General features: G+C 71.7%; 20 protein-coding genes and 2 tRNA genes. 8 read left to right on the top strand and 14 right to left on the bottom strand.

All coding sequences use genetic code 11. The features are described 5' to 3' along the window. Positions 1 to 307: 307 nt before the first annotated feature. From VK501_RS04645 to VK501_RS04625, 5 genes are all read right to left on the bottom strand, one after another. The gene (locus VK501_RS04645; protein WP_324335125.1) at positions 308 to 856 is read right to left on the bottom strand and encodes a hypothetical protein; all 549 of its coding nucleotides are present in this window, start codon (positions 854 to 856) and stop codon (positions 308 to 310) included. 241 nt (positions 857 to 1,097) lie between these two features. Then, positions 1,098 to 1,283: a hypothetical protein gene (locus VK501_RS04640; RefSeq protein WP_324335123.1), complete on the bottom strand. Its 186-nt coding sequence runs from the start codon at positions 1,281 to 1,283 to the stop codon at positions 1,098 to 1,100. A 236-nt stretch (positions 1,284 to 1,519) separates the two neighbouring features. Next, positions 1,520 to 3,118, bottom strand: coding sequence for a hypothetical protein (locus VK501_RS04635; RefSeq protein WP_324335121.1), 1,599 nt, complete (start codon positions 3,116 to 3,118; stop codon positions 1,520 to 1,522). 177 nt (positions 3,119 to 3,295) lie between these two features. Further along, on the bottom strand, positions 3,296 to 5,044 hold the full coding sequence (locus VK501_RS04630; RefSeq protein WP_324335119.1) for a PxKF domain-containing protein: 1,749 nt from the start codon (positions 5,042 to 5,044) through the stop codon (positions 3,296 to 3,298). Between the two features lie 216 nt (positions 5,045 to 5,260). Further along, positions 5,261 to 8,722 (bottom strand): lamin tail domain-containing protein, encoded by a 3,462-nt coding sequence (locus VK501_RS04625; protein WP_324335117.1) that lies wholly within the window; start codon positions 8,720 to 8,722, stop codon positions 5,261 to 5,263. A 357-nt stretch (positions 8,723 to 9,079) separates the two neighbouring features. On the opposite strand from VK501_RS04625, the gene VK501_RS04620 reads away from it, so the two are divergent. Further along, on the top strand, positions 9,080 to 9,829 hold the full coding sequence (locus tag VK501_RS04620; RefSeq protein ID WP_324335115.1) for a trypsin-like serine protease: 750 nt from the start codon (positions 9,080 to 9,082) through the stop codon (positions 9,827 to 9,829). Between the two features lie 42 nt (positions 9,830 to 9,871). Here the strand turns inward: VK501_RS04620 and VK501_RS04615 are convergent, their stop codons facing one another. Next, the gene (locus tag VK501_RS04615) at positions 9,872 to 10,249 is read right to left on the bottom strand and encodes a hypothetical protein (RefSeq protein ID WP_324335113.1); all 378 of its coding nucleotides are present in this window, start codon (positions 10,247 to 10,249) and stop codon (positions 9,872 to 9,874) included. A gap of 8 nt (positions 10,250 to 10,257) precedes the next feature. After that, a complete protein-coding gene (locus VK501_RS04610) occupies positions 10,258 to 10,680 on the bottom strand; it encodes an SRPBCC family protein (RefSeq protein ID WP_324335111.1) in 423 nt (140 codons plus the stop codon). 52 nt (positions 10,681 to 10,732) lie between these two features. Here VK501_RS04610 and VK501_RS04605 point away from each other — a divergent pair, with 52 nt between their 5' ends. Further along, complete coding sequence (locus VK501_RS04605; RefSeq protein WP_324335109.1) at positions 10,733 to 11,146, top strand: MarR family winged helix-turn-helix transcriptional regulator; 414 nt, start codon at positions 10,733 to 10,735, stop codon at positions 11,144 to 11,146. A gap of 7 nt (positions 11,147 to 11,153) precedes the next feature. Here VK501_RS04605 and VK501_RS04600 read toward each other — a convergent pair whose 3' ends face one another. Further along, positions 11,154 to 13,967: an ATP-binding protein gene (locus VK501_RS04600; protein ID WP_324335108.1), complete on the bottom strand. Its 2,814-nt coding sequence runs from the start codon at positions 13,965 to 13,967 to the stop codon at positions 11,154 to 11,156. Positions 13,968 to 14,131: 164 nt separating this feature from the next. Here VK501_RS04600 and VK501_RS04595 point away from each other — a divergent pair, with 164 nt between their 5' ends. The 4 genes from VK501_RS04595 (at position 14,132) to VK501_RS04580 (ending at position 18,280) form a co-directional block, all read left to right on the top strand. Beyond that, a complete protein-coding gene (locus VK501_RS04595; RefSeq protein ID WP_324335106.1) occupies positions 14,132 to 15,046 on the top strand; it encodes a G1 family glutamic endopeptidase in 915 nt (304 codons plus the stop codon). 354 nt (positions 15,047 to 15,400) lie between these two features. After that, positions 15,401 to 15,712, top strand: coding sequence for a hypothetical protein (locus VK501_RS04590; protein WP_324335104.1), 312 nt, complete (start codon positions 15,401 to 15,403; stop codon positions 15,710 to 15,712). Between the two features lie 457 nt (positions 15,713 to 16,169). Beyond that, positions 16,170 to 17,351: an epoxide hydrolase family protein gene (locus tag VK501_RS04585; RefSeq protein ID WP_349260971.1), complete on the top strand. Its 1,182-nt coding sequence runs from the start codon at positions 16,170 to 16,172 to the stop codon at positions 17,349 to 17,351. Positions 17,352 to 17,383: 32 nt separating this feature from the next. Beyond that, positions 17,384 to 18,280 (top strand): alpha/beta hydrolase, encoded by an 897-nt coding sequence (locus VK501_RS04580; protein ID WP_324335100.1) that lies wholly within the window; start codon positions 17,384 to 17,386, stop codon positions 18,278 to 18,280. A 394-nt stretch (positions 18,281 to 18,674) separates the two neighbouring features. On the opposite strand, the gene VK501_RS04575 is transcribed toward VK501_RS04580, so the two are convergent. The 5 genes from VK501_RS04575 to VK501_RS04555 all read right to left on the bottom strand — a co-directional run bounded on the left by VK501_RS04575 (position 18,675) and on the right by VK501_RS04555 (position 23,619). After that, positions 18,675 to 18,929: a hypothetical protein gene (locus tag VK501_RS04575; RefSeq protein ID WP_324335098.1), complete on the bottom strand. Its 255-nt coding sequence runs from the start codon at positions 18,927 to 18,929 to the stop codon at positions 18,675 to 18,677. 352 nt (positions 18,930 to 19,281) lie between these two features. Then, a tRNA-Ala gene (locus tag VK501_RS04570) sits at positions 19,282 to 19,354 on the bottom strand. Between the two features lie 35 nt (positions 19,355 to 19,389). Continuing rightward, complete coding sequence (locus VK501_RS04565) at positions 19,390 to 20,721, bottom strand: patatin-like phospholipase family protein (protein WP_324335096.1); 1,332 nt, start codon at positions 20,719 to 20,721, stop codon at positions 19,390 to 19,392. Between the two features lie 312 nt (positions 20,722 to 21,033). Continuing rightward, the gene (locus tag VK501_RS04560; RefSeq protein ID WP_324335094.1) at positions 21,034 to 21,642 is read right to left on the bottom strand and encodes a hypothetical protein; all 609 of its coding nucleotides are present in this window, start codon (positions 21,640 to 21,642) and stop codon (positions 21,034 to 21,036) included. A gap of 48 nt (positions 21,643 to 21,690) precedes the next feature. Further along, positions 21,691 to 23,619 carry a diguanylate cyclase gene (locus tag VK501_RS04555; protein ID WP_324335092.1) on the bottom strand — a complete coding sequence of 643 codons (1,929 nt, stop codon included), beginning with the start codon at positions 23,617 to 23,619 and terminating at the stop codon, positions 21,691 to 21,693. 86 nt (positions 23,620 to 23,705) lie between these two features. Here VK501_RS04555 and VK501_RS04550 point away from each other — a divergent pair. After that, positions 23,706 to 23,778, top strand: a tRNA-Ala gene (locus VK501_RS04550). Between the two features lie 212 nt (positions 23,779 to 23,990). On the opposite strand, the gene VK501_RS04545 is transcribed toward VK501_RS04550, so the two are convergent. Then, positions 23,991 to 25,292 (bottom strand): hypothetical protein, encoded by a 1,302-nt coding sequence (locus VK501_RS04545; protein WP_324335090.1) that lies wholly within the window; start codon positions 25,290 to 25,292, stop codon positions 23,991 to 23,993. Positions 25,293 to 25,428: 136 nt separating this feature from the next. Here VK501_RS04545 and VK501_RS04540 point away from each other — a divergent pair, with 136 nt between their 5' ends. Next, the gene (locus VK501_RS04540) at positions 25,429 to 25,782 is read left to right on the top strand and encodes a hypothetical protein (protein ID WP_324335088.1); all 354 of its coding nucleotides are present in this window, start codon (positions 25,429 to 25,431) and stop codon (positions 25,780 to 25,782) included. Positions 25,783 to 25,886 lie beyond the last annotated feature (104 nt).

Raw genomic sequence — 25,886 nt, 5'->3', positions numbered from 1 at the left:
GGTCGCGCCAGTAGGCCTTCATGCGCTCGGCCTCCTCGGCGTCGGCCAGACGCTCGTGCTGGAGCGCCACGGTGCTGCGCGTAGGTGATGGTCACCGCCTGCGCTCCCCAGCCCTCGATCCCGTGCTCCTCGGTCACCCAGCGCGAGGCCTCCTTCTGCGGCCGGTCGGCCGCGCCCCAGGCGTCGAGGAGGTCGAACCACTCCTCCCATCCCCGCCCCGTCCGGCGCCGGATCGTGGCGTCCGACATCGGGGCGCAGGACGGCGCCCGCGAGCAAGATAGCTCCGCCTGCCGCGAGCGGCAACCCCTCAGGTCGTGGCGGCGGCGAGCGAGTCGGCGATGAGCGCCGCGGCGCGACCCTGCGACCGGGCGGTGACGGCCGCGACGAGCGCCCGCTCCCAGTCGAGGTCGCTGACCGGCCCGGGCGCATCGGCGAGGAGGCGCGGGAGGATGGTCTCGCGATCGGTGTGGTCGGCCAGCGTGCGGGCGAGCTCCTGCGCGGCCGCGTGCTGGACGTGCACGAGCGACGTGCGTCCCGGAGCGGCGCAGTCGAGCAGGACCCGCGCGGAGGTCGGCCCGATGGCCTGGCGCTCGCAGCGGGCCCAGGGCGCCTGCGCCCCGGCATGCTGCAGGGCCTGGCGCAGGTACTTCCAGCCGTCGTGGCGGGTGTCGGCCCGGCGCACCAGGACGCGCGCGAGCTCGTCGGCCAGCGCGCGGTCGTCGACGTCCGGGTCCCCGGCGCGGAGCCCGAGCGCGCGCAGCGCCTCGGCGAAGTGCCGCCCGGCCCGGACCGAGCGGGCGAGGTCGGCGCTGGTGCGCCGGCGGGGGGCCCGCGGGTTCGGAGCGTGCGCTTCCAAGGCCCCAACGGTAGAGGTCCGGCGTCGCGCGCGTGACGTCGCAGCGCCAGGGAGCCGGCTCACCGCCCGGCGACCCGGGCGACGAAGGCCGCGACGTCGTCGGCCGCGGGGCCGTCGAGGAGTAGCGCAGCTCGTCGTGGTCCTGCTGGAAGTCCTCGGTGTTGCGCTGGCCGCCGCCGCGCTCCGGCCCGACGACCGTCATGCCCGCCTGCGTGAGCTCGGCGGCCAGGATCCCGCTCGTCTAGCCCATCCCGATGCACACCGCGTCGACTCGTTGCAGCGCCACGGCGGCGCGGAAGGCGGCCGTCGCGGCCGCTGCGTCCTGCGAGTACGTCGGGCCGGCCGCGGGCGTCGGGAGATAGGACCCGTAGCCCCCGGCGATCGCGTCGACCGCGTCGACCGCGTCGTAGACGGCGCCCTGCACCATCGCGGTGCACGGCTCCCTCCTTCCGAGCTTCGAGCTGATGGGAGTCCGGAGCGCTGCGCTCGCGCACGAGCGCGGCACCACCTGCTCGCCGCTGGGACGAGAAGGCTGAGGGTTGCTCAGTGTCCGCCCGCCGGCGACGAGTTGCAAGGCGCCCGGGCCGTTGCCTTACCGCCGCGCCGGAGAACGACGGCGGGCCGGTCGCTCAGCGACCGGCCCGCCACGTTCGAGCCCTGTGGCTAGGAGTCTCCGCCACGGCCCTCGTCGTCGGACTCATCGTCGACGTGCCGATCCTTGGCACCGCTGTTGCCGTAGATGTAGTCGAAGTCGTCGACCTTGAGCAGCATCAGCTGGCCCATCTGCACGAGACCGTCCGGGTCCGGGCTGATGGTCTTGTGGACCTGCGCGTCGAAGACGTACCAGCCGCGGCCGAGGAAGCTGCGCGCGTCGATGATGCCGCTGGACTCCTCGTCGTTCGTGATGAACTTCGGCTGACCCGGCGTGAACTGCTTGGGGTCGAACTTGGCCACGACGCCACGCGCGCCGGTGCTGATGTCGTACGCCAGGATGCGCGCCACGTGGTCGGCCCCGCCCGGGTCCTCCTGGATCAGGAGGTTGCCGTCGCGGTCGATTTCGAGGTTGTCGGGCTTGTACGCGCCCGGCTGGCCGGTCCCCCAGGACTCGTTGCCGTCGAGCAGCCGCGTGAGCGTGCCGCCCAGCTCGGGCTCGTTGAGGTCCTCGAACCGCAGCCGCCAGAGACCGCCACCGTCGGAGCCGTCGGGCCGCGGGGCGCCCTCCGTCGTGACGAAGTAGAAGTCGTTGGCGTGCCGCGGATCCCAGGCCCCGTCCTCGACGCGGTTGAGGGCGATGCCATCCGCAACGGCCTCGGCGTTCTGCTGCTTGCCCGACGAGTTCCAGTCGATCTGGTTGATGTCGAACGGGACTTCCTGGCCCTTGGGGTGGTCCTGGCGGAACTTGGCGTCGTTCGGGGCGCCCGGGACGTTGACGACGTAGCTGCTGCCGTTGGTCAGCCCGGCCTTGTCGAAGTCGTTGCCCGTCGCGCGCTTGGTGCCGCGGTAGATCCACAGCTGACCGGCCCCGCCGTCCTCGTTGCCGACGACCAGGGTCCTGTCGGACCGCGTGTCCGCGGGCACGCTGTTCTCCCACGAGAACAGCCCCAGGCGCGGCAGCTGCTGCGCCTGTCCGTCGAGCGTGACGCCGAAGACGCGGCCCTCGTCGCCGTTCTCCTCATTGGCGAAGTACAGCGGCGACTCCGTGCCGCGGCCCGACCGGCGGTTGTAGAACTGGCCCGGCGCCGACAGGGTCGCGGAGCAGAAGCGGGCGAAGGCGGGCGAAAAGGTGTTGAACGAGCCATCCGGGTTGACCAGGCCGGGCAGAAGGTCGCTCGACGCGACGTAGGCCCGGCTCCGGTAGTCCCAGTACTTGACGCCCGGCTGGATCAGGTCAGAGCCGGCCGTGACCGCGTGCGACCGCCGGTCGATCGACCACTTGGACACGAACGCGCCGTTCTGGCCGTGAGCACGGACGTTGCCGGCCGTGTTGGGGAGCTCGTGGTTCATGAGCAGGCCGAAGCTGCCGCCGTCTTGCGCGAAGGCACCGAGGCCGTCGGGGATGCCGGCCATCTTCACGCCGCCGACGCTGTCGCCGGTGGTCAACAGCGACTGCGTGTGGACGCCCGGCGCGACCGGGAGCACGTACGGGTCCGTCGTCGTGCTCGGGGCCTTGCTGATGGGCGGGAGCGCCGCGGACGCCGGAGCAGCGGCGATCGTCGCAAGCACTGCCGCGGCGCCGAGCGCTGCGGATGATCTGCGGAACATGTCTCTCCTCGATGTGGCTCCTTGGATACCCCGATTCTGAATAGTTCCTGAACGCCGACTTGTGTCTTGTGCGTGACGCGCATGTGCACGTCTGGTTACCGATCGGCGGGCGTGCTCACCGATGGGGGCGGCAACGCGCGGCGCCCGGCAACCGTCGCCGGGCGCCGCACGCCGTAGCTATTGCAGGGAGATCCTGGTGCTGCGGCTCGTCCCGTCGTCGAGCGTGATCCGCACCGACCAGGTGCCGACCGACAGCGTCTTGCTGTCCAGGTTGTAGTGGTACTGACCGTCTCCGCTCTCGGAGAAGACGTTGCCGGTGCTGGAGTTGCCCTTGGCCTCGGCCTCGGCGTAGGTTCCCTCGACCGTCCCGGACAGCTTCGCGACGGTCAGCTTCGCGACGACGCCCGAGACCGGCTGGCCGCCGGCGTCGGCGAGCGCGAACTTCAGCGGCACCGCGGAGTTGAGCTTGAAGATGCTCGACCCATCGGGGTTGACCGGCTGCTGCAGCCCGCCGTAGGCGTAGACGACCTGCACGCTGCAGGCCTGCGTGGACGTGTTGCCGGCCCGGTCGGCGATCTCCACCGAGTTGGGCAGCGCGCCCGGCACGGCCGTGCTGAAGGCGTAGTCGCCTTCAGGGTCGAACGCCAGGCCGGAGCGGTCGTCCACCGCGCCGGAGACGGTGTAGTGCGCCTCGCTGTTGAGCGGCACGGTGGCCGGGCAGCTCAGGGTGAACGACGGCGGCGTCTTGTCGACCTTGATGACGTCGCTCCTGGACGCCTCGATGTTGCCGTTGGCGTCCACCGAGCGGGCGGTGATCGTCGTCTGGCCCTCGGCGGAGACCGTGATCGGCGCCGTGTACTTCGTCCACGGCGCATCGGCGGCGCCGTCCAGCTTGTAGAAGTACTCGGTGCCCGCCACGGGATCGTCGGCGTCGGCCGCGCTCAGCGTGACCGTGACGTCGTCGCGGTACCAGTCGTCGACGCCCGCCGACGGGTGGTCACGGGTGATCGTCGTCGTCGGCGCCGTGAGGTCGGCGAAGTTGGGGCCGACCGCCCATGCGGTCGCTGCCGCCTTGGCCTGACCGTTGCTGTTGGGGTGGAAGTAGTCCAGCGTGCCGACGTCGCTGGCGGCGAACTGGATCGCGTAGGCGGCGCCACCGTCGTAGTGGCAGTGGATGTACTGGGCACACACATCGCGCAACGTGGTGTTGAACGCGATGTTGCGCTGCTGCACCCGCGCGCGCCGGTCGACGTTGGCCTGCGTCATCGACGTCGGGCTGGCGAGCATCGACTGGCAGATGCCGCCGAAGGTCCACGTGAGCTGGGCGGCCACGTTGGTGCGAAGCACGTTCCAGAGGTTGAAGATGTTGGGGATCGACGACACGTCGATCCGGGCGTCGGGCAGGCCGGCGCTGAGGATGTTGAGCCCGTTGGTGAGGTTCGTCCGGAAGCTGTCGACCGAGGTCATCGTGGCCTCCGACGAGGTGCACACGTCGTTGGCGCCCAGCAGGATCAGGACCTGGTCCGGCTTGTTGGGGGCGTTGACCGCGTTGGCGGCCTGGCCGGGCAGCCCGGCCATCTTGGCGCCGGTCACCGCGCTGTTGCCACCCACCGTCGCGCTGGTCACCGGTCGGGCGAGCAGGACGGAGGGGTTGAGCGCCTTGACGCGCGAGTAGTAGCTGTTGATCGCGGCGTTGGTGCCGGTGGCCCAGGAGTTCGCGGGGCAGTCGGCGAGCGCGCCGCAGCCGGGGCCCTGGGAGTTGAAGCCGCGGGTGATCGAGTCACCCAGGGCGTCGATCGAGGTCGGCGGGCCGACCTTGGCCGGACTGGCGAGAGCGGGGGCGGCAGCGACTGCCGACAGGCAGAGAGCTGCGGCGAGCGGCGCGAGCAGGCGCAACCGCGCCCGCGCCGGGGTGGATGGCGACATCTGGAACTCCTCCATGACCTTCGGGACAGACTTCGGGACATGCCGCGGCACCCTGTGCCCTACGTCGCGCGGCGCCGGCGTGCCTCCGCCCCCGGCGGCGCCAGCCTGCCTGAACCCGCGGCAGAAGGCAATACCCAACTTTTCAAGCCATGAGGTCGCGCCCTGCGCCGGCGTCCTTGCGCTTCAAGGACGCGGCGCAGGCGGACGTGGATCGCCTCAGGCAGGCAACGTGCCGATCAAGCGGGCCAGCGTGGCGGCCTCCTGCGCGGTGAAGTTGCCGGTGAGCCGGCCCGCGAGGACCGTGATCTGTGCCGCGGCCAGCGCGGCGCGCGCGGCCGGGTGATGACCGGCCGCTGCCTGGCGCTTGGCGACGGCCAGCGTCGCGCAGACCGCGTCCGCGCCGTGCGGACGTGCGGAGTACTGGCGCGCCAGCGCGCAGACGCTGTCGTAGGTCGCCGTCAGGCGAACGGTCGCGTGGTACTCGGTGACCCCGCCGTCGGCGTCGCGGATGCGTCCGCCCACGGCCCGCGTGCCGGCGTCGGCCGTCGGGCAGGTGCGGCTCGAGGCCGACGAGTAGGCGCCGAACCCGGAGCCGTCGCCGCAGTCGAAGGCGTACGTGAACCCGGCGGCCGTGTCGGCGGCCGACGGATCCTTGGGGTCGTGCAGCGCCAGCGCGAACGGCTGGCCGGCGGGCGCCTCGCCCGGCGCGGAGAACGTCGCGGTCGGCGCCACGTTGCGCACGGTGATCGTCGCCGTGTCGGTGGCGCTCTCGCCCGAGGGATCCGTGACGCGCACCCCGACCGTCCTGGTCGCGGGACCGTCGCCGGCGTCGAACGTCACGGTCTGCGCGGCCTGCTCGAACGTGCCGTCCCCGTCGAGGTCCCACGCGTAGGTCAGGCTGTCGTCGTCGGGGTCGGTGCCCGAGGCCGTCAGCGACGCCGATCCACCCTCGTCGACCGTGTAGGGCCCGCCGGCCGAGGCGGTCGGCGCCCGGTTGCCGGTGAGGCGCACCACCTGCGGGTCGTGGTCGGAGGCCTGGTCGGCGAACTCGGAGTTGACGTGGACGACGTCGTACTCGAACGGCCGGGCGAAGAGGTCGCCGCTGACGAGGAGGTGGTCGAGGACCTCCGAGTTGCCCTCGTAGTCATACGTGTACTGCTCGTTCGCCGGCAGCGTGTCGACCAGGTCGTGCAGCAGCCCGTCGCCCTCGAGGAGCTTGAGCGTCTGCGAGAACTGGAAGTCGTTCAGGTCGCCCAGAACGATCGTGTCGGCGTGCGGGTCGGCCGAGTGGATCGACTCCACGAAGTCGTGGAGGACCGTCGCCTGCCGGTGGCGCTGGGCCTCGGAGGCGAACTCCGGCGGCTGCCGGTGTCCCATGAGCGGGTCGTCGCCGCCCTTCGAGTTGAAGTGGTTGGCGATCACGAACAGCTTGCGCCCGCGGTAGGAGAACTCGCCGGCCAGCGGCTTGCGGCTCGTGGTCCACGCGGGGTTCTCGGGATCGACGCGACCCGGGCTGTACTCCAGGTGCGTCGTGTCGCCGCTGCCGGCGACCGCGTTGGGCGTCGTCGACGTCGCACCGGGGCGGTCGACGAACGAAAGCCCGCGGTCGGTGCGGTAGAGGAAGACCGTGCGGATGTTGCCGCCGGGCTCGCCGCCGTCCTCGCCGTCGACCGGATCGATCTGGCGGTACTCGTAGTGCGGTCCGCCCGCCGCCTCGATCGCCGCGGTCAGCGTGCTCAGCGTGAGCGACGGGTCGGTGGTGCCGTCGCTGGCCGCCCCGTCGTCGTCCTGCACCTCCTCGACCGCGATCACGTCGGGCGAGCGGAGGTTGTCGACCACGATGCCCGCGAGCCGGCCGAACTTCGCGGCGCCGTCCGTCGGGTCGAGGTTCTCGACGTTGAACGTCGCGACCGCGAGCTCGCCCGCCCCCGCGGCCGACGTGGTCTCGCGCGTGATGCCGCCGGAGACCGCCGACACCGTCTGCGTCGCCTCGAGGAAGAAGTTGCCGAAGTTGTAGTCGAGCACGCCGACGAGCGGGCCGGAGTACGTGTCGCCGACGTTCAACGTCGGCGTCGACACGATCGCGTCGCCGACGATGACGCGCTCGGGGTTGAAGTCGCCGGGCCGGGCCACGACGCCGCCGCGCGGCGTGCGCACCGACGCGCTGCCGGCGGAGACCACGGGCGTCTCGCCGAAGGCCGTCTCGGTCGGGCCGACGGCGACGGCGTCGCCGATCTCGACGCGCATGGCCTCGAGGCTCTCCCAGAAGTCGAGCCCGTCGGCGGCCGGGTCGAAGGTGCCGCTGGTCTCGACGTCGCCCGCCGCGTCGTCGTCGATCACCGCACCCGGCGGCACGCGGCCGCCGGTGCCGACGACCGTCGCCGCCGGCAGCGCGTTGCCCGAGGAGAGCACGGTGACCACCGGCGTGCCCGCGAGCTCGGTGGTCGTCAGGTTGCCGGTCGACGCGCCCCCGGGCCGGAACTCGCTCACGCGGGCGCGCACCCGCACGGCGTCACCCACGGCCGGCGGCGCCGAGCTCGTGAAGACGAAGACGGCCTCCGACGTGGCCGGGTCGCCGTCCGGATCCGGATCCTGGAGGTTGAAGCCGTTGGAGCGCACGGCGGTGACGATGCCGGTCGTCGCCACGGTCTGGCCGGAGTAGGGCGAGAGGTGCGCCGCGCCCTGGATGTCGTGGATCGCCACCATCGCGACGGGCGCGGTCACGGTGAAGGCGATCGCGTCCGTCCCGGTGCGCCCCTGCAGGTCACCGGCCGTGACCGGCAGGCTCTTGGCGCCGACCGTCGTGCCCGCGGCCACGGTCGCCTGGTAGGAGAACGTGTCGTCGCTCGGGGTCACGTCGCCGTGCGTGCCGTCGTCGTAGAAGCTCTGGGTCGTCGAGCCGCCGATGGAGGCGAGGTCGCCGGCGACGCTGAGGAAGGTGCTGTCGGGACCGGTGCCCGGCGTCACGACCGCGGTGAGCAGCGTGGCGTCGCCGGCGTCGGCGGCCGACGGGCTGGCCGACGCGGAGACCGACGGGCTCGTCGACCCGTCCAGCGGCGGCGTCGGCGCCGACGCGAGATCCTGTGGGTCGCTCGGCGTGATCAGCCGGAAGTCGGCGCTGTTGTCATCCGTGTCGGTGCCGCTGCCCGCGCCGGCGCCCGGCTTGCGCTCATAGCTGCGATCCGCGTTCGTCGAGCCCAGGCTCGCGAGCGGCGTCCCCTCGCGGTAGGCCGAGCCGCTGGAGAGCCCCACCTGGTCGACGATCGAGTTGTCGGGCCCCAGGACCGCCAGGCCGCCGTCGTCGGTGATCCCGCTGGCGTAGGTGCGGTCGCCGGGGACCGCGCCGCTGTAGGGGCCGCCGCTCGTCGCGGAGTTCGTGAGCAGGTAGTGCGCGTGGCCGGGGATCGTCGTACCGGTGGGGATCGTCGAGCGGGTCGACGTCGTCCCGGCGTTGTTGGAGGCGTTGAGCTTCCACCCGCCGATGTCGACCGGCGCGGCAGAGGCGTTGTAGAGCTCGACGAACTCGTCGGAGCCGCCGCTGGGCCCTCGCACCCGGAACTCGCTGACGACCACGTCGGCCGACGCGGCCGACGCCGCCGAGACGGCGACGGCGGAGGCCGCCGACACGGCGACCACGGAGATCAGGACAGCGATCAGCGACCGCTTGAGACGAAGCACGGCATCCCCCTAGAACGGATGACGCGGTCTCGAAGGCCCCAGCCGCCGCGCCCTGGGGCCACCTTCGCCGGGCGGCTGCGACCTGTCAACCCGGAAACCGGGATGGCAACGACTTGGTCACAGTTCAGGCGGGTTGCGCACCCGCGAAGGCCCTCTGCGCCGTCCGGCGCAGGACATCGGGGACGTCGGAGACCGAGGGAGCGGCGTGGGTGGCCGGCGCGGCGGCGAGCGCCAGAGCGAGGACTGCCGCGAGGCTGTACTGGCCGAATCTCCGACCCCCGGACGTGCTCGGGCAGACGATCGGGCGCTGCGCGTAGGATGCGGCCAGCGGTTTCAGCATTCTAGAAGGGGAGATCGATGCGACGACTCATCACTGCGGCGGCGGCACTGGCGGCACTGGCGGTCCTGCCGAGCTCGGCTGGGGCCATCACGTACGGAGCGCCCGACGGCAACGGTCATCCGAACGTCGGCGGACTCGTCTCGCCGACCCAGTACGGCGACGGCACGTGGCTGTACTGCAGCGGGACGCTGATCTCCCCCACGGTCTTCCTGACCGCCGCCCATTGCGCGGAGGGTGATCGCGTCGGCGTGAGCTTCGACCCCGCCTACCAGGCGGGCGATGCCGTGTCCTACGGCACCTGGCACGCCGACCCGCTGTACCGCAAGTCCCAGACCGATCCGCACGACATCGCCGTGGTCGTGTTCCCCAAGCCGATCAAGAGCATCACCCCGGCGCGCCTGCCGGCGGCCGGCTCGCTTGCGAACCTCTCCTCGTCGCAGCGGTTCACCTCGGTGGGATACGGCGCCTACGAGGTCACCAACGGCCCCGGCGGACACCAGTTCCTCTACGACGACGTCCGTGGCGTGGCCACCGGCACGCTGAACGCCATCAACCCCTCATGGCTGCGGATCTCGATGAACCCGGCCACCGGCAACGGCGGCACGTGCTACGGGGACTCCGGCGGCCCGAACTTCCTCGGGACGACCGACATCGTCGCCGCGACGACCATCACCGGCGACTACGTCTGCCGCGCGACGAACGTCGACTACCGGCTGGACACCGCGTCCGCCCGGTCCTTCCTCAAGACGTACGTGACGCTGCCGTAGGCGGGGGCTCCGGCGGGCGCGAAGCGTCCGCCGGAGCGCGGCCTACCGGTCCTCGGCGGCGGCCAGGCGCTCGTGACGCTGCGCCCATGCGTCTGCTGTGCGGAAATCGGCGGTCTGCCACAGCGCGGATCGGACGCGGACGCGGCTGCGGTATCTCCGCATGACCGCGACGTGTCGCGGGAGCGCGACGAAGCGACGGAGATCGTCCTCGCTGGCCCAGACCGACAGCGACCCTCCCGTCTTCCGCGCGGGATCCAGGTACAAGAGCACGCCGACGGCGCCCGGCATGGCCCACCAACCTCGGCTGAGCCCCACGCCCTCGCAGACGATGCCCGGCAGGTCCCGGAAGCGGCGCGCCTTGAACTCGGTGAGGCTCACGACGACCGCCCCGTCGGTCGGTGGCACCGGCCCGGGCGTCATCCGTCCTCTCATGCGATGCCCCGCGCCGCGGCCTCCTCGGTCAGGGCGCGCACGGCCTGGAGCTCGTCCTCGACGGTGGCCATCTGCCGGGAGATCGCGGTCTCCGGGGTGCCGTCCGGGAAGAAGAGGGTGAACAGGTACTCGCTTCCGTCGTGGTTGTGGACGACGCGCGAGAAGGCGCCACGCGTCGGGTCGGTCGCGCTCAGCAGGTCGACGGTGCCGTGCTCGGGCGACACGCGGACGGTAATGCGCGCCTGCGCCTCGCCGGTGTCGATCAGCCAGTCGTCGCCGTCAGGCTGAACGCCGCGAGCGAAGGCCGGCGCCCATTCCGGCAATCGCCGCGGGTCGGCCACCAGCGCGAGGACGGCCGCCGGCGGCGCGGCGATGGAGATGCTGCGGGTCTCGGCGCGGCTCGTCTTGGTCGTAAGCATGTGCATATCATCCGCATCTGCTGATCATCTGTCAAGCCGTAAGATCGCCGGCATGGATCGTGAGGATCTCGGCGCGCTGTCGGCGCGCGTCACCCGCCGGCTGGTCGACGCCGAGCGCCCGCTGCTCGCGGCGCACGGTCTGTCGATGTGGGGCTACATCGCGCTGTCGCACCTCGCGCGTGAGCCGGCAGGCACGCAGCTCGCTCTCGCCCAGGCCATCCGCTACGACAAGACCCGCCTGATCGGACTGCTCGACGAGCTCGAGCGCGAGGGCCTGATCACCCGCGTGCCCGACCCGACGGACCGCCGTGCGCGCACCGTCGAGCTGACCCGGGCCGGCAAGCAGCGCCACGCGGCCGCACGGGCCGACGTCCGAGCGATGGAGGACGAGTTCCTCGGCGACCTGAGCGCGACCGAGCGCGACCGGCTCCGCCGTCTGCTCAAGCGTCTCGCCGGCGAGCGCTGAGCTCCGGTCAGGCGGGCTGGACCGTGTCGGGGTCGCTTGCGAGGACGCGGTGCAGCTGGTTGCGTGAGGTGATGTCGAGCTTGGCGAAGATCTTTCGCAGGTGGTACTCGACGGTGCGGCGGCTGATGAACAGTCGCGCGCCGATCTCGGGGTTGGAGAGGCCGTCGCCGGCGAGTCGTGCGATCTGCGCCTCCCGAGCGGTGAGCTGGCCACTGGTCTCGGCCGTGCGCTTGCGTGCGGTCTCGCCGGTGGCGAGCAGCTCCCGCGCGGCGCGCGCGGCAAACGCCTCGACGCCCGTCGCCGTCAGCAGCTCGTGGGCGGTGCGCAACTGCTCGCGCGCGTCTCCGCGCCGGCTCTCGCGGCGCAGCCATTCGCCGTAGACGAGGTGGGCGCGCGCGAGGTCCACGCGCTGGCGGGTACGGCCGAGCCGGTCGATCGCCTCGCGGTAGAGGCGCTCTGCAACGTCGCTCTCGCTCAGCAGCGCGCGCGAGCGCGCCTCGATCCCCAGCGCCCACTCGGTGCCGCTGGGGCGGGTCGTCTCCGAGAGGCGCCGGAGAGCGTCGGCGCCGCGCTGCGGCTGCCCGCTGCGTGCGGCCGCCTCGATCAGCTCGACCAGCGCCCAGGTGGAGAACCGCAGCTCCTCGGGGTGCTCGGCGGCCTTCTCGGCCGCGGCCAGCGCATCCTGATAGCGGCCGAGGCCGTTGTAGAGCACGGCGCTCGCCCACTGAATGGCGGTCAGCCCCACGCCCTCTCCCCGGGGCGTCACCTCCTTCGCGGTGGCCTCGAACAGCGCGGAGGCCTCGGCTTCGCGGCCGCGCAACGCGGCGAGCATCAGGAGTCCGTACGACACGACGTGGCTCCCCGTCGCTTCGGTGACCGCCTCGGCCTCCTCGATCAGCGCCGCAGCCGCGGCGAGCTCGCCCGCGTTGAGGTGCACACCGGCACGCGCGCTCAGCGCGACGGGAAGCACGGAGAGGGCCCCGGCATCGCGCGCCAGCTGGACGTGGCGGCTGGCGAGCACGAGCCGGCTCTCGTCGTCCCACAGCGTCGCGGCGACGTGGCCCGCGAACGCGAGCCAGCGGATCTCCTCGTCCCTGGAGATGTCGTTGCTGCGGAAGGCGCTCAGCGCGCGCCGCAACGTCGGCGCGCCTGCCGGGTAGCCCTCAGTGATCAACAGCACCAACCCGTCCAGCAGGAGGTCGGCCGCGCGCGGGTGCTGCGGTGAGGATCCCGCCCGCCCCGCCGCCTCGGCCACTTCCGACAAGCCGACGCCGCCAGCCAGACGGCCGACGAACCACGCCGCCCACAGCGCGTCAAGATAGGTCTCGCGTGCCAGCCTCACGTCGAGCGGTTCGAGGCGTGTGGCGGCCGTGAGCAGCAGCCGCGGAGCGTCCCCGCCGCGGCTCGACGTGAACGCGATCTGGCCGCGCAGCAGCTCCACGCGGGCACGCTGGAGCTCGTCGAGCGGGCCGGCCTGCGCGGTGGCCAGCAGCTCCAGCGCGGCGTCGGGCGCTCCCGCCTGGTGCTTGGCCTGCGCCGCGGCCAGCGCGCGCTGCGCCCGGCGCTCCGCGTCAGGCGTCAGCTCGGCGGCGCGTTCCAGGAACGCGGCCGCCGCGGCCAGCCCTCCGCGCGCCTCCGCGCGGCCGGCGGACCGCTCCAAGTCGGCCGCGACGTCCTCGTCGGGCACTCGGGTCGCGTGGGCGCGGTGCCACGCACAGCGATCGGGATCGATCCGCGGATCGGTGGCCTCCGCCAGCGCGCGATGGGCGCTCTGGCGCTCCGGCGACGACGCCGCCCGGTAGACCGACGAGCGCGCCAGGGGATGACGAAACAGGATGCGGGCGCCGAACTCGGCGACGCCCGCGGCCGCGGCGGGCGCCGCGGCGTCGACCCCGATCCCCAGCCGCTCGGCCGCCCGCCATACCAGCACCGGGTCGCCGACCGGCTCGGCCGCCGCGACCACCAACAGCTGCCGCGTGTGCGCTGGGAGCGCCTCGACCCGCCGCCGGAAGCTCTCCTCGATCCGGCCCGCCAGGGAAGGCGCGTGCGGAAGCCCGAACCCGCCCGCCAGCTCCGCCGCCGTCAACCCCCGGGGCAACTCCAGCAACGCCAGCGGATTGCCGCCGGTCTCCGCGACGATCCGATCGCGCACCCGCTCATCCAACGGCCCGGCGATCACCGAACCCAGCAGCGCGCGGGCATCGGCGGCGCGCAGACCATCGACGACCAGCTCGGGCAGGCCCGTCAGCTCCTGCTCGGTGCCGGACTCGCGCGCCGCGAAGACGACGCCGACCGACTCCGCCACCAGCCGGCGCGCCACGAACGCCAGCGCGTCCATCGACGCCCGATCCAGCCACTGCGCATCGTCCACGACGCAGACGAGCGGCCGCTCGTCGGCAACCTCGGAGAACAGGCTCAGCGCCGCCAGGCCGACCAGGAAGCGGTCCGGCGTGGCGCCCGCACGCAACCCGAACGCCGTGCCGAGCGCATCGCGCTGCGGCGCGGGGAGACGCCCGAGCCGATGCAGCATCGGCGCGCACAGCTGGTGCAGCCCGGCGAACGCAAGCTCCATCTCGGATTGGACGCCCGCGGCACGCACCGCACGACATCCCGCGGCGCGCTCGAGCAGATAGTCCAGCAGCGCCGACTTGCCGACCCCGGGCTCGCCGCGGACCACCAGCGCCCGGCTCTCACCCGCCCGAACGGCGTCCAGCAGACGATCCAGCGTCGCGCACTCGCTACGCCGGTCCTGCAACACCTGACGGCACCACCTCGCGCATGACTCCTCGCCGTCTCCGCTCGCCGGGGCGGCCGTGGACATCAGCCTGCATCGAAGCTAGTCCGCGCCCACCGGCCAGTCAAATCGGCGCGTGATGCCGTCGGTCGAATGGGCGCGGGACGCTGGCCCCACGTTCAGTCCCCTTCGGGTGGCAAGCGTCCCACGATGGTGGCAGCGGGCTCCTGACTGCGGGCCGCTGTACGCCCATGATCCGCCGAACCACCACCCTCCTGATCACGCTCGCCGCGCTTCTCGCATTCGCGGTGCCGGCCGAAGCGGGGGCCGCCACGCACTACGCCACCAGCTCGAACTGGGCCGGCTACGTGGTCGGCAAGCCGGGCGTCCGGTTCCACAGCGTCGCCGGCACCTGGGTACAGCCGGCGGCCACCTGCACGCCGGGCGCGCGCCGATACTCGGCCTACTGGATCGGCATCGGGGGCTACCACGCCAAGACGCACGCGCTCGAGCAGATCGGGACTCAGGCGGACTGCAGCTCGACGGGCGAGCCGTTCTATTCGGCGTGGTACGAGTTGGTCCCCGCCGGCCCCGTGGACGTCCATCTCAAGGTGCGCCCGGGCGACAAGATGTCGGCGCACGTGACGGTCTCGCACGGGACGGTCAGGTTCCGCCTCGCCAACCTCACCCTCGGCACCGTCTTCACCGCGCGAGAGCCCGCCCGGCATCTCGACGTCAAGACGGCGGAGTGGATCGTCGAGGCACCGTCGAACTGCGGCACCGGCGCCTGCCACACGCTCCCCCTGGCCGACTTCGGCACGGCAGGCTTCGCCAACGCCAGGGCCACCAACACCGCCGGGCGCACCGGCCCCATCGCCGACCCGGCGTGGTCGGCGACGGCGGTCTCCCTCTCACCCGAAGCCGGCGACTCCTCGCCCGCGAACCTCGCCGTCGGAGGCCCCGCCGCCAGCGCGACGCCGGGCGCCCTTTCGGCGAACGGCGACGCCTTCACGGTGAGCTACGCAGGGGCGCCGGTGCCGGTGCCGGTGCCGACGCCGCCCGCGCCGGAGCCGCCCACTCCTGAGCCGCTGCCGCCGACGCCAGTGCCGCTCCCACCCACGCCGACGCCCCTACCGATCGCGCCTGGCGTGCCCCCGACCGGTTAGCGATCGCTGCTCGCGGACACGACCGACCGATCGCGCTGCTTGCGACCTCGCCACAGGTTGCATGCCTGTGGTGCAAAGGACGGCCTTATTTCACCTCCTTCCGTCTTGTCTCCACGCCAGTCGAGTGTGAACGTATGTGATTACTCGATTTCGCTGGATACGACCGATCCTGAACCGGGGTGAGCGGTGGACTGCCCGCGGTACCGACTACGGCCGAGCGAGGCGTCGCGTTGGTGGTGACCTTCTCGGGCGCGCTCTGGCTGCGTATCTGGACGGCAAGAAGGTTCCCGACACCCGGACAATCGAGTCGGAACGCCTGAGCCAACTCGATTGGAGTGGATACCCTTCGGCGACGTGAGCGCCGTACACGGTCGACGACTGCTCTTCTGGATGGTCTGCGCGGCTCCGCTTCTCCTCGTCGCGCTCGCGCTCGTCAGCTTCATGGCGCTGGACGCGCTGGGTGCGCACTGCACTTACCCGAACACGCCAATGCGCCTCGACGGCACAGCCCAGTGCAACGAGCTTGGCCGACTCCGCGACGACCTCGGCTGGACTGCATGGAGCCTCCTCATCTTGTCCGTTCCGGTGGCGGCGCTCACAGCAATCGGCGGTCTCGTGGCGCGCCACATGGCGCGCAGGGCGCTCCGCCCGAACTCGGGCGTCTAGCCCTGCGCAGCAGCGGCAGGTGCTCGGGAGACAGCAGCGTCGGCCACCTCGCCGGCCAAGGCATCGCCGCTCTCCCGGAGGCCGTCGCCACACACCGCTTCTCCCATCGCCGCCTCTGGTCCCGTAGCGCTTCTGCATTGGGCGACATGGAGCAGCGCCGGCCGACGCTCGCAGCGCATGGAAAGCAGCAATCCGTCGCAGCTCCCGAGGCGCTGCCGGTCCCAGGCGAAAGCAGCAGCGCGACGGACGATGCTCCTGCACGAAGTCCGAGTGCCGAGTCGCATGGAATGGAAGCGGTCTAGGCGGGGGCCGTCCTCGCTCGCAGCGGGCATGTGCTGGCGCAGGCGCACAGCGGTGGCTGGCCGCCGTCGCATATCACCCGCATCGGGTGATGCTCGCCTCGGAGCCGTATAAGACGCTCCCCGAGTCCGTCGTAAGCGAACGAAGGAGCGCCGCTATGGCCGTCATGGCGACCAGCCGCCCGTTCCGGATCGAGGTTCCGGAGGAGCAGCTCGCTGAGCTGCGCCGTCGACTCGCCGCGACGCGCTGGCCCTCCAGTGAGCTCGTCGCCGATCGGTCGCAGGGCGTGCAACTGGCGACGATCCAGCTGCTCGCCCGCTACTGGGCGACGGACTACGACTTGGGACGGGTCGAAGCGAGGCTGAACGCACTCCCGCAGTTCACGACGGAGATCGACGGCGTGAACATCCACTTCATCCACGTGCGCTCGCCGCACGAGAACGCGCTGCCGCTGGTCATGACGCACGGCTGGCCGGGCTCCGTCATGGAGATGATCGACTCCGTCGGCCCGCTGACGGACCCCACCGCGCACGGCGGCAGCTCCGAGGATGCCTTCCACCTCGTGCTGCCCTCCCTGCCCGGGTACGGCTTCTCGGGCGAGCCGGTCGAGGTCGGCTGGGACCTGGGCCGGACCGCACGAGCCTGGGCGGAGCTCATGCGCCGCCTCGGCTACACCCGCTACGTGGCCCAGGGCGGCGACGTGGGCGCTGGTGTCACCGACGCGATGGGCCGCCAGGCACCCGAGGGGCTGATCGGCATCCACACGAACCTGCTCGTGCCGGCGCTTGGCGGCGCCATGCCGACGGACACCGACGAGGAACGCGCCGCGGCCGCGCAGATCGCCACTTTCCAGCAGTCCGGAAACGGCTACTTCGTCGAGATGGCCACCCGGCCGCAGACGATCGGCTACGCCCTGCTGGATTCACCCGTGGCCCTCGCGGCCTGGATGGTCGATCACGACACGGACAGTTACTACAAGATCTCCGGCGCCTTCGTCGACGGGCAGCCCTCGGGCAACCTCACCCGGGACAATGTCCTGGACAACATCACGGTGTACTGGCTGACCGGCACCGGCACCTCCGCGGCCCGGTCGTACTGGGAGGCCTACGGGCCGGACGCACCGGCCGCGGGCCGCGAGCCTCTGCCGCCGCCGTCGATCCCGGTCGGGTTCACCACCTTCCCCGGCGAGATCTGGCGGACTCCGCGCAGCTGGGCCGAGAAGGCCTATCCCAACCTCACCTACTTCAACGAGGTCGACAGGGGCGGCCACTTCGCCGCCTGGGAGGAGCCGGAGCTCTTCTCCGAGGAGCTACGCGCCGCGTTCGCGTCGGTTCGCTGAGTGCCCAAGTCCCCCTGCCCACGGAGGTTCTCATGACTACCACCAGCACGCTGCCTGACGTCGGGATCGAGCTTCGGGAGGGCTACGCCGAGGTCGGAGACGAGGTGAGGCTCCATTACGTCGAGGCGGGTGACGGGCCGCTGGTCGTGCTGCTGCACGGCTTCCCGGAGTTCTGGTTCGGCTGGCGGCGGCAGATCGCGCCGCTCGCGGCGGCCGGTTTCCGCGTGGTCGCGCCCGATCTGCGCGGCTACAACCTGTCGTCGAAGCCCGACGGCGTCGCGGCGTACAGCGCCGGCAAGCTGGCCGCCGATGTGCGCGATCTCATCCGCGAACGCGGTGGCAAGTCCGCGCTGCTGGTCGGCCACGACTGGGGCGGAACCGCCGCCTGGACTGCGGCGATGGACCACCCTGAGGTCGTCGACCGTCTGGCCATCCTCAACTCGGCCCATCCGCGCAAGCTCAACGAGGGATTGCGCCACCCGAGCCAGCTCGCGCGGTCCTGGTACTTCTTCTACTTCGCGCTGCCGGATCTGCCCGAGCACCACGTGCGCGCGAAGGATTGGGAGTTCTTCCAGCACTTCCTGCGCGACGCCCAGCCGCCGTACACGGAGCAGGAGACCGATCGCTACATCGAGGCGTGGTCGCAGGAAGGCGCGGCGGCCGCGATGATCGACTACTACCGCGCCGCGGTGCGACCGCCGAAGGGCACCAAGACGGAGCTTCACTCGATCTCGGCGCCCACCCTGGTCATCTGGGGTGAGAAGGATCGCTACCTCGGCCGGGATCTCGCCGAGCCCCACCACGAGGACGTGCCCAACCTCGACCGCGTCGAGCGCCTGCCCGACGCGTCGCACTGGGTCCACCACGACGAGGCCGAGCGCGTCAACCAGCTGCTCGTCGACTTCTTCGCCCCCGCCCGGCCCGCCTAACACCGCCGAACGTCGACGGCGTCTGGCGAACAGGCTTGGCAGCGTGGGGATGGAAGCGGTTCGCTCGAAAGCACTGCCATCAGGGACGGCCCGGGCGAGGCGCCGAACCACGCGCGGCCGCGCTATCGCATCGAGGCAAGAGTGGAAGCAGGCGCGCAGCTGAACGGCACTGCCGCCTTGGACGAAACCCGCGAGTAGCGACGCAAAGCCCCGGATTTCCAGCGAACCGTGCCGCGGGGACAGCGGACACAATCCTTCGGGACAGCGGACGCCATCCACCGGCACAGTTGGCCTCGGACGCCGGCGGGGAGACCATCGACCGCATCACCGACCGGGAGCGCTCGCCACGGCACGCACTCAACAATCGTCGGGCGCCGCCCGGGCCGTCCGACACCTAGGAGGCTCGACCAACCATGTCTCGACGAACGCCCTTGGCCGCGTTCGCGGCCGTCACGGCCGCACTCGCTGTCGCTGTCCCGGCGGCGAGCGCGAGCGCCGTAACGACCGCGCCCGCCGTTGCCACACCCCCAATCGCCGGGCCCATCTCCAGGCCATCCGCCCACTTGTGCACCATGCTGGCCGAGCAAGAAGCACGCGCGCTCTCGGCGGGAGACATGGCGCTGGCGACCTTGTTCTCCACGACGTTCATGGATGACGGCTGCGGGGGTGCGGCCGTCTAGCCGTCCCCGCTCGTCGGCGGGCAGTAGCGCTGGCTCGCCGCGGAGAACGCCCCGCTAGGCGCCACGACGCTGGCAAGGCGAGCAGCACAGACGCCCACGGCAGCAAGCGGTGTCCGCGTTGGGACGCCGGCCATCGAGCTGCTCGCGAGCCCTCACCGGCCGTCGGGGCGGTGCAGCGCCTCACGCCAGCTGCCGCCGCCCTAACCGTGCGAATAGTGAACGAACGGGGACAGGTGCCGCGAGAGCGGCGACGCGACCGGCCCGTTGGAGGCCACGACCAATCTCCTAGTGATTGCAGCCAAGTCGCGGGTTCCACCACGATGGAGCCAGACGGGATCGAACCGACGACCTCCTGCTTGCAAAGCAGGCGCTCTCCCAGCTGAGCTATGGCCCCAAGGGGCCGGAGTCTAGCTCGATGAAGGGCAGGCGTCACGGGCGGCGGCGGAGGTTGCGCCACTCGTCGAGGGCTTCGCGTTCGCGGAGGGATGCGACGGCGGTGGCGTCGATGTCGAAGTCGTGGGCGGCGTCCGAGCACCACAAGGAGGGATGGCGGTCGAGCCAGCGGCGCGCGTCGGCGCGGCCGAGCTCGATCAGGCGGTCGATGTGGTCCTCGTCGAAGAGCAGGAACGACAACAACTCGCCGCGCGAGGGTGAGCGGCCGCCGCCGAGCAAGCGCGACATGAACGGGTAATCAGGGCGTAGCCAGCCCTGCAGGCCGGCGTAGCGGTCGTCGAAGACCTCGTCGGCGACCGCGGCCAGCTCGCCGCGGCGCTCGGGAGCGACCAAGGCGTAGGAGATGCGCCGGTAGGGCTTGCGGCCGCGGGCGGCGCGGTAGGCGTCGGCGGCGCCGCGCGGGCCGGGCCCGTGCGCGTCGACCACGAACGAGTTGATGGTGGCCAACCGCCGCAGGTCGTCGGCGACCTGGTCCACCAGCAGCCCGTCGATGATGTTGGCGGCGACGTCGGCCAGCCGCGGCGACCCGTTGGCCTTGGTCGGCGGCTCCACCTGCGCCCGGAACGGCTGGAAGCCGATGACGACGACCCGGTCAGCACCGAGGGCGAGCGCCGGCGCGACCGGGCTGTTCAGGCGGGTGCCGCCGTCGACGTAGTACCCCGCCAACGCCGCCGGGTGCGCTATCTCGACGGGCGGGAACAGCACGGGGATCGCCGCCGAGGCCCGCACGTGCTCGTCGCCCAGCCGCGCCGGGACGTACTGCAGCGAGTCGGCCGCGCGCGATGCCGGCACCCGCCCGACCGAGTCCACGAACGCGACCGGTCCTGCGCGGTCCAACGACGTCGCGACGACGCATGCGGCCTCGATCACGCCCGTGCGCACGTTGCGGTGCAGCGCGTCCCAGTCGATCCAGCGGTTCAAGCTGCGCCGCAACGGCGCCGGATCCAGCAGCCCGGCGAGCCGGACGCCCGGCACCTCGAGCGCCTCGCCGAGCATCCGCAGCGCCGTGAGCGGCAGCCCGAGCCCGACGACCGGACGGATCACGTCGGCCTTGCGCAGGCCGCGCCAGTGCTCGATCAGCGAGGCGACCGCCTCGGCTGCGGGCCGGTCGGCCGTCGCGCCCAGCGCCGTCGCGTTGATCGCGCCGACGCTCGTCCCGCACAGGATCACGGGTCGCTCGCCGCGCTCCTCCAGCAGCGGCAGCAGCACCGACAGCGCGCCCACCTCGTACGCGCCGCGCGCTCCACCGCCCGGCAGCACGAGGGCGACCCGCGGTGGCGCGCCGCGGTGGTTGTAGGAGCTTGGCATCGGCTCCCACAGAGCCTGCTGCCCGCGTGGCCGCGGCGCTACGGACCGGCGGGCCGGCGCGGACCGACCGAACGGAGGCGCGAAAGGGGACGCGAGCGCGCCGTGGCTGAGGCCGATCGGCGCGCTCGCGGCGTCCTTTGCCCCCCGTTTCACCGGAGGGACGGCGCGCCGGAATTGTTCCCCGATGCCGGCGCGCTGCCTGTGTCGAGAAGGGTGTCGACCCGCTCGCCAGGCACCCCAAGCGGTTGCGCGCCGTCGTGGACGCGTGATCGACGCGCGAGCCGATGGCGTCAGGCCATCAGCGGCAGTGCGTCAGAAGTCGAAGTCCTTCGGCGGCTTCTGCTCGAACCACAGCCGGTCGTGCTCCGGCGTCTCCTGGAGGAAGTCCGGGGTCTCCTCGAGCACGTCTTCGTCGTCGCCGTCGGCGCGATCCGCCGGCGCGGTCTCGCCCTCGGCCTCCGGCTCAGCCGCAGGCGGCTCCTCCTCGCCCAGGGCCTCGTCGACCTCGAAGGCGGAGAACTCGCGCGTCGGCTGATGCAGCAGCGGGTCGCCGTGCGGCGGCGTCGCGCTCTCCTCCTCACGCTCGGCATACGGATCGGCGTGGGTCCGTGGCGGCTCGTCCGGCAGCGGGTGGTCGTCGGCGACCGGGGCCGGCTCGTAGCCGAAGTCATCGTCGGCGTACGCCTCGCCCGGCTCGTCCAGCGCGGCGCCCGAGCCGCCTCCGGCGCTCAGCGACTCGTCCGCAGGCGGACGTTCGAAGGACTCGTCGCCATTCGCTGCCGCATCGGCTTGCGCCGTCGGCTCGGTCCGGCGAACCGGCCCGAGGGCCTCGTTCTCCTCACGTGCGATCTCGGACGGGTCAGCGCCCCGACGGCGCTTGAGGTCGAGGTGCTCCCGGATGGCGTCATCCAACAGGCCCATGGTCCCGTTAGCGTAACGAGGCCGCAGGCCGAAGGGCCCCGGCCGAGGTCACCCCGCGCCGACGGTTCGGTTCTTGCCGCCGCGCTTGGCCTGATAGAGCGCCTCGTCCGCGGCGGCCACCAAGCCGCGCACGCTGTCGGCGCAGGCGGGCAGTGCCGCGGCCCCGAAGCTCGCGGTGACGCGCAGCGGCTCGCCGCCCTCGTCGCCGACGATCGGCAGCCGCAGCGCCTCGATCCCCTCGCGTACGCGCTCGGCCAGGTTGTAGGCGCCCTCGAGGTTGGTGCCCGGCAGCACGACGGCCAGCTCCTCGCCGCCGTAGCGTGCCGGCTCGTCGATCTCGCGCGACGACGCGCGCAGGATCCGGGCGACCTCACGCAGGACGATGTCGCCCTGCTGATGGCCGTAGGTGTCGTTGACGGCCTTGAAGTCGTCGATGTCGAGCATCACGAGGCCGAGGTCCTGCCCGAAGCGCTTGGAGCGCTCGACCTCGGCGGTCATCGTCTCCTGGAACCGCCGGCGGTTCGACAGGCCGGTGAGCTCGTCGGTGACCGCCTGGCGCTCGACGGTCTCGTGCAGCCCGACGTTCTCGATCGACACGGCCGCCTGGCCCGCGAGGTAGTGGAAGAGCTCGCTCTCGCGGTGCGAGAACGGACGGCCGGTACGCCACACGGCGATCAGGCCGGTGACCGTGTCGGCGCGGGCGCCCGCGGCCGGGCCGGCGCGCAGCGGATGTGCGAGCGCGTGGCCGCCGTCGACGCTCGCGAACCCCGGCTCGCCGACCGCCAGGACGCGGCGCTCGGCCTCGACCGCCGCGGCGGGGCGTTCGTCGCCGCTGCCGACCGACGCGACGGGCCCGAGCTCGCCGTCCGGCCCGCGCCGCGTCAGCGCGTGGCCGCCGCGCGCGTCGAGGGCGTCGACCGCGGTTCGAACGACGATCTCCAGCAGGCCGTCGCGGTCGAGGTTGGAGGCGAACGTCTCGCCGATCCGCCGCAATGACGACTCCAGGCGCTGGCGCTCCTCGCCGAGCTCCTCCAGGCGCCCCTCGAGCTCGCGCGACATCTTGTTGAACTCCTCGCCGAGCTGCGCGAACTGGTCGCGGCCGCGCGTCGGTGCCTTCGCGGAGAAGTCGCCGCCGCCGAGCCGGCGGGCGGCCGCCAGGAACTCCTCGATCTGGCGGTTCAGCGACCGGGAGACGACGACCGCGGCGACGAGCGCCAGCAGGAAGAACCCCGCGAGCACCAGGCCCGCGACGAGGCGGCCGTTGCGGATGTCGCCGGCGGTCGCCGCCTCGGGCTCGAGGACCGAGACCTGCACGTGCTCGCCGAGGAAGCCCGGCGCGCCGAACGAGGCGGCGCGGTACTCCCGCCCGCCGACGGTCACCTTGCCCGTCTGCGACGGCAGCGACGCGCCGCCGGCCGAGGGGATCGTCGAGGCGATGACGCGCCCACCGCGGCGCACGATGGTCTCGAGCTGCGTGACGCGCTTGACCAGCCGCGCATACTCCTGCGCGTCGAGGACCGAGACCTGGAGTTCGGCGACCGGGCGTCCGTCGGCGACGAGGCTGCGCGTGGCGGGGAAGGACGCGCGGGGATCGCCGACGTCGGCCCAGACCTTGCCGTTGCTCGACAGCACGATGCGGTCGGCGGTCGTCTTCGCCAGCAGCCGGCGCGCGACGGTCCGGATCCGCTGCGGATCGCGGCCGCGCAGGGCCGCTGCCAGCGCCTGGTCGCGCCCGAGCTGGGCGGCGAGCCGGTCGGCGTTCGCGCGCGCGTCGTAATAGAGGCTGATCGCGGCCTCCTGCCGAGCGGCGACGCGCGCGTCGGCCTGGCCGTGCTCGCTCTCGGCGATCAGCCGGAAGACGACGAGCGTGACCGCGACCATCGGAACGATCACGATCAGCACGAAGAACAGCCGCAGACGGGTACGGAAACTGGACAGGCGATCACGCAGATCGCCGAAGGGGCCGCGGTCGGACATCTCCCGCCGCGCAGCGTACTCCGGCCCACGGGCACGTCCGCACGGCGTGGACCGATGAGGGGCGGCTACAATCGGCGATTCCACCCGGGGCTATAGCTCAGTTGGGAGAGCGCCTGGATCGCACCCAGGAGGTCGGGGGTTCGAGTCCCCCTAGCTCCACTCGGATGAAGCCCCTGCTATCGCGGGGGTTTCGTCGTTCTGGGGGCGGGCCGTTTGACACCCGCTTGGCCGGCGTTTTCAGGCACTAGTGCCTGAAAACGGCGATATGTGACTTGTTCGCAGCGGATTGCCGGCGATTCGTGGCGCGCTAACGCGGACGCCGCGGGTCAGTCCTAGCCCGTCACCGGCTCCGAGTCCCGTCGCAATCCGCGTCAGCCGAGTGTGCGGCTGAGCTCGAACATGACCTGGGCCGTGAGATAGACGAGTTGGCGGGCGTCCTCCGAATTGACCGGCTCGCCTTCCTTCTGGGCACCATGTTCTAGCCGCTGGGTCAGGTCCGAGACTGTGCCCCAGTAGGCGAGCAGCGCATCGAGGACCTCGCTTCGGGCCTCGCCGAGATCGTCCCTGCGAGCGTTGATGACGGCACGAACGCGGGCAACGGTTTGCGTGGGCGACTCGGAGCTATCGACGCGATGTCGATCAAGTAGCTCTGTGGCGAACATCTGCATTGCTTCGCGGATGGTGTGACCGACGACGGTTGCGTTGACCGATCGGGACGCGTGCTGCTGGTCGGCTTGCAGCCACAGTCGGAAGGCCTGGGGGAAGCGCTGGGCCATTTCGTCTCCGCGCAGGTAGGTCAAGACGTCACGCTCGACCGCGGCCAGCCGGTCGGCCATACGGCGACGAGCGAGTTCGTAGACCTCGAACCCTCGTGGAGTGACCACGAAGTTGAGGCCAGTCACGTAGTTCTGGCTGGTCCATTTGAGCAGTCCGGCCTTTTCGAGCTGGGAGACGTCATCGCCGACGACGGGAAAGTCAATGTTGTTGGCGCCGACGACGCGGGCGGGGTCGGCCCGGTGGGCGAAGAGGAACTCGCGGTCGTGTGCTGGCAGTTCGTGGGCGAGGCCCGCGATGCGGTCGAACAACTCACGCTGCGCAGCTGAGAAGCTCGTCAATGGTCCATCACCGCGGGCGCCTGAGCCGAGGACCGAGCTTCCCGCGGGCGTGAGCGCGACCTCCTCGAGGCTGCCCTGCTGTTTGATCGCTCGCAGCAGCCGGGCGTCGAGCAGGTAGGACAGCAACAGCCAGTAGGTGTGTTCGTCGGTATCCGGCACCGGCGAGGTTGGCTCGTCGGTGCCTCGTGGTCCTGAAATATGTCCGGCATGCGGTGGGTTGTCGCGCAGGTGAACGAGGGCGGCGAGCGCGCGGTCCCACCAGCGGGTGGTCACCGCAGGCCGGTCGGCCGTGGGCCACGCGCCGACGCTCTGCAAGCCCGACAGGCTCAGGTATGGGCGATGCCATGTCCGCATCGACCCATCGCCCTCGGAGGGCTCGCCAGCAAATAGGCCGGCGTAGGCGGCGTCCTTGAGCGCCTCGTGAACCTCGTCGGCACTGAGCCCAGGGACTGAGAACCGGGTGCTCGCGTCAGCCGTGGCGGCCAAGTCGATGCTGTTCTTCCAGCCAAGTTCAGCGATCCCAGCTAGAACCAGTTTCAGCCGGTCGTTGGGGTCCATGACGAAGAGCAACATACGGCCGTGTCCGGCGCCTGCCGCCATCCAAGGCCAAGCGCCACGGCCTGGCCATACAGATAGATCGACCTCCACATCGGGGTGACCGCGATTCCGCCGGTGCAGTCGGCACCCTGCAGGCATGCAACTGCGCACGCGGATGGAAGCCGACCGCCGAGCCCTCGACTTGTTCGAGCGCCGTCAGATCGGTGTCGGCGTCGCGGTGCTGCACTCCGAGGCTCGTGTCGGCAGCTACGACGGCATCCAGTTCACGCTCCTGGTCACCGATGGCCAGGCGATCCGGATCCGCCACGCGATGGTCGGCGTGCCCCGGGCAGAGATCGTCGATCTAGAGTTGGTCGAGGCGATCGAGCGCCGATTCATGAAGTGGGCCGGGGCGGTTGCCCGCGAGGAGCGCGTCCGGATCGTGCTGCGCGGTGATCGGTTCCTCGAGTTCCCCGAACTCTGGTTCTCCGAAGGCGCCGAAGCCGCCTAGCCAGACGCTCCTGCCGAGCGGTTGCTTGACGATGTGACGGGACCATCACCGCACGGGCAGCCTGGGGAAGGCCGGCACTAGACGCGCATTCGGCCAGGAGGGCT

The sequence above is a fragment of the Baekduia sp. genome (genome assembly GCF_035318805.1).
In the GTDB taxonomy this organism is placed as follows: domain Bacteria; phylum Actinomycetota; class Thermoleophilia; order Solirubrobacterales; family Solirubrobacteraceae; genus Baekduia.
Note: the sequence above shows the minus strand (reverse complement) of the source record. Positions and strands in the feature narration are given on the sequence as shown.

What these genes read in the sequence shown, in the direction of transcription:
- VK501_RS04640 (WP_324335123.1), bottom strand. Translation starts at nt 1,283, where the DNA reads ATGGTGCAGGGCGCCGTCTACGACGCGGTCGACGCGGTCGACGCGATC.
- VK501_RS04635 (WP_324335121.1), bottom strand. Translation starts at nt 3,118, where the DNA reads ATGTTCCGCAGATCATCCGCAGCGCTCGGCGCCGCGGCAGTGCTTGCG.
- VK501_RS04630 (WP_324335119.1), bottom strand. Translation starts at nt 5,044, where the DNA reads ATGTCGCCATCCACCCCGGCGCGGGCGCGGTTGCGCCTGCTCGCGCCG.
- VK501_RS04620 (WP_324335115.1), top strand. Translation starts at nt 9,080, where the DNA reads ATGCGACGACTCATCACTGCGGCGGCGGCACTGGCGGCACTGGCGGTC.
- VK501_RS04615 (WP_324335113.1), bottom strand. Translation starts at nt 10,249, where the DNA reads ATGACGCCCGGGCCGGTGCCACCGACCGACGGGGCGGTCGTCGTGAGC.
- VK501_RS04610 (WP_324335111.1), bottom strand. Translation starts at nt 10,680, where the DNA reads ATGCTTACGACCAAGACGAGCCGCGCCGAGACCCGCAGCATCTCCATC.
- VK501_RS04605 (WP_324335109.1), top strand. Translation starts at nt 10,733, where the DNA reads ATGGATCGTGAGGATCTCGGCGCGCTGTCGGCGCGCGTCACCCGCCGG.
- VK501_RS04600 (WP_324335108.1), bottom strand. Translation starts at nt 13,967, where the DNA reads ATGTCCACGGCCGCCCCGGCGAGCGGAGACGGCGAGGAGTCATGCGCG.
- VK501_RS04595 (WP_324335106.1), top strand. Translation starts at nt 14,132, where the DNA reads ATGATCCGCCGAACCACCACCCTCCTGATCACGCTCGCCGCGCTTCTC.
- VK501_RS04585 (WP_349260971.1), top strand. Translation starts at nt 16,170, where the DNA reads ATGGCCGTCATGGCGACCAGCCGCCCGTTCCGGATCGAGGTTCCGGAG.
- VK501_RS04580 (WP_324335100.1), top strand. Translation starts at nt 17,384, where the DNA reads ATGACTACCACCAGCACGCTGCCTGACGTCGGGATCGAGCTTCGGGAG.
- VK501_RS04575 (WP_324335098.1), bottom strand. Translation starts at nt 18,929, where the DNA reads ATGAACGTCGTGGAGAACAAGGTCGCCAGCGCCATGTCTCCCGCCGAG.
- VK501_RS04565 (WP_324335096.1), bottom strand. Translation starts at nt 20,721, where the DNA reads ATGCCAAGCTCCTACAACCACCGCGGCGCGCCACCGCGGGTCGCCCTC.
- VK501_RS04560 (WP_324335094.1), bottom strand. Translation starts at nt 21,642, where the DNA reads ATGGGCCTGTTGGATGACGCCATCCGGGAGCACCTCGACCTCAAGCGC.
- VK501_RS04555 (WP_324335092.1), bottom strand. Translation starts at nt 23,619, where the DNA reads ATGTCCGACCGCGGCCCCTTCGGCGATCTGCGTGATCGCCTGTCCAGT.
- VK501_RS04545 (WP_324335090.1), bottom strand. Translation starts at nt 25,292, where the DNA reads ATGGACCCCAACGACCGGCTGAAACTGGTTCTAGCTGGGATCGCTGAA.
- VK501_RS04540 (WP_324335088.1), top strand. Translation starts at nt 25,429, where the DNA reads ATGCAACTGCGCACGCGGATGGAAGCCGACCGCCGAGCCCTCGACTTG.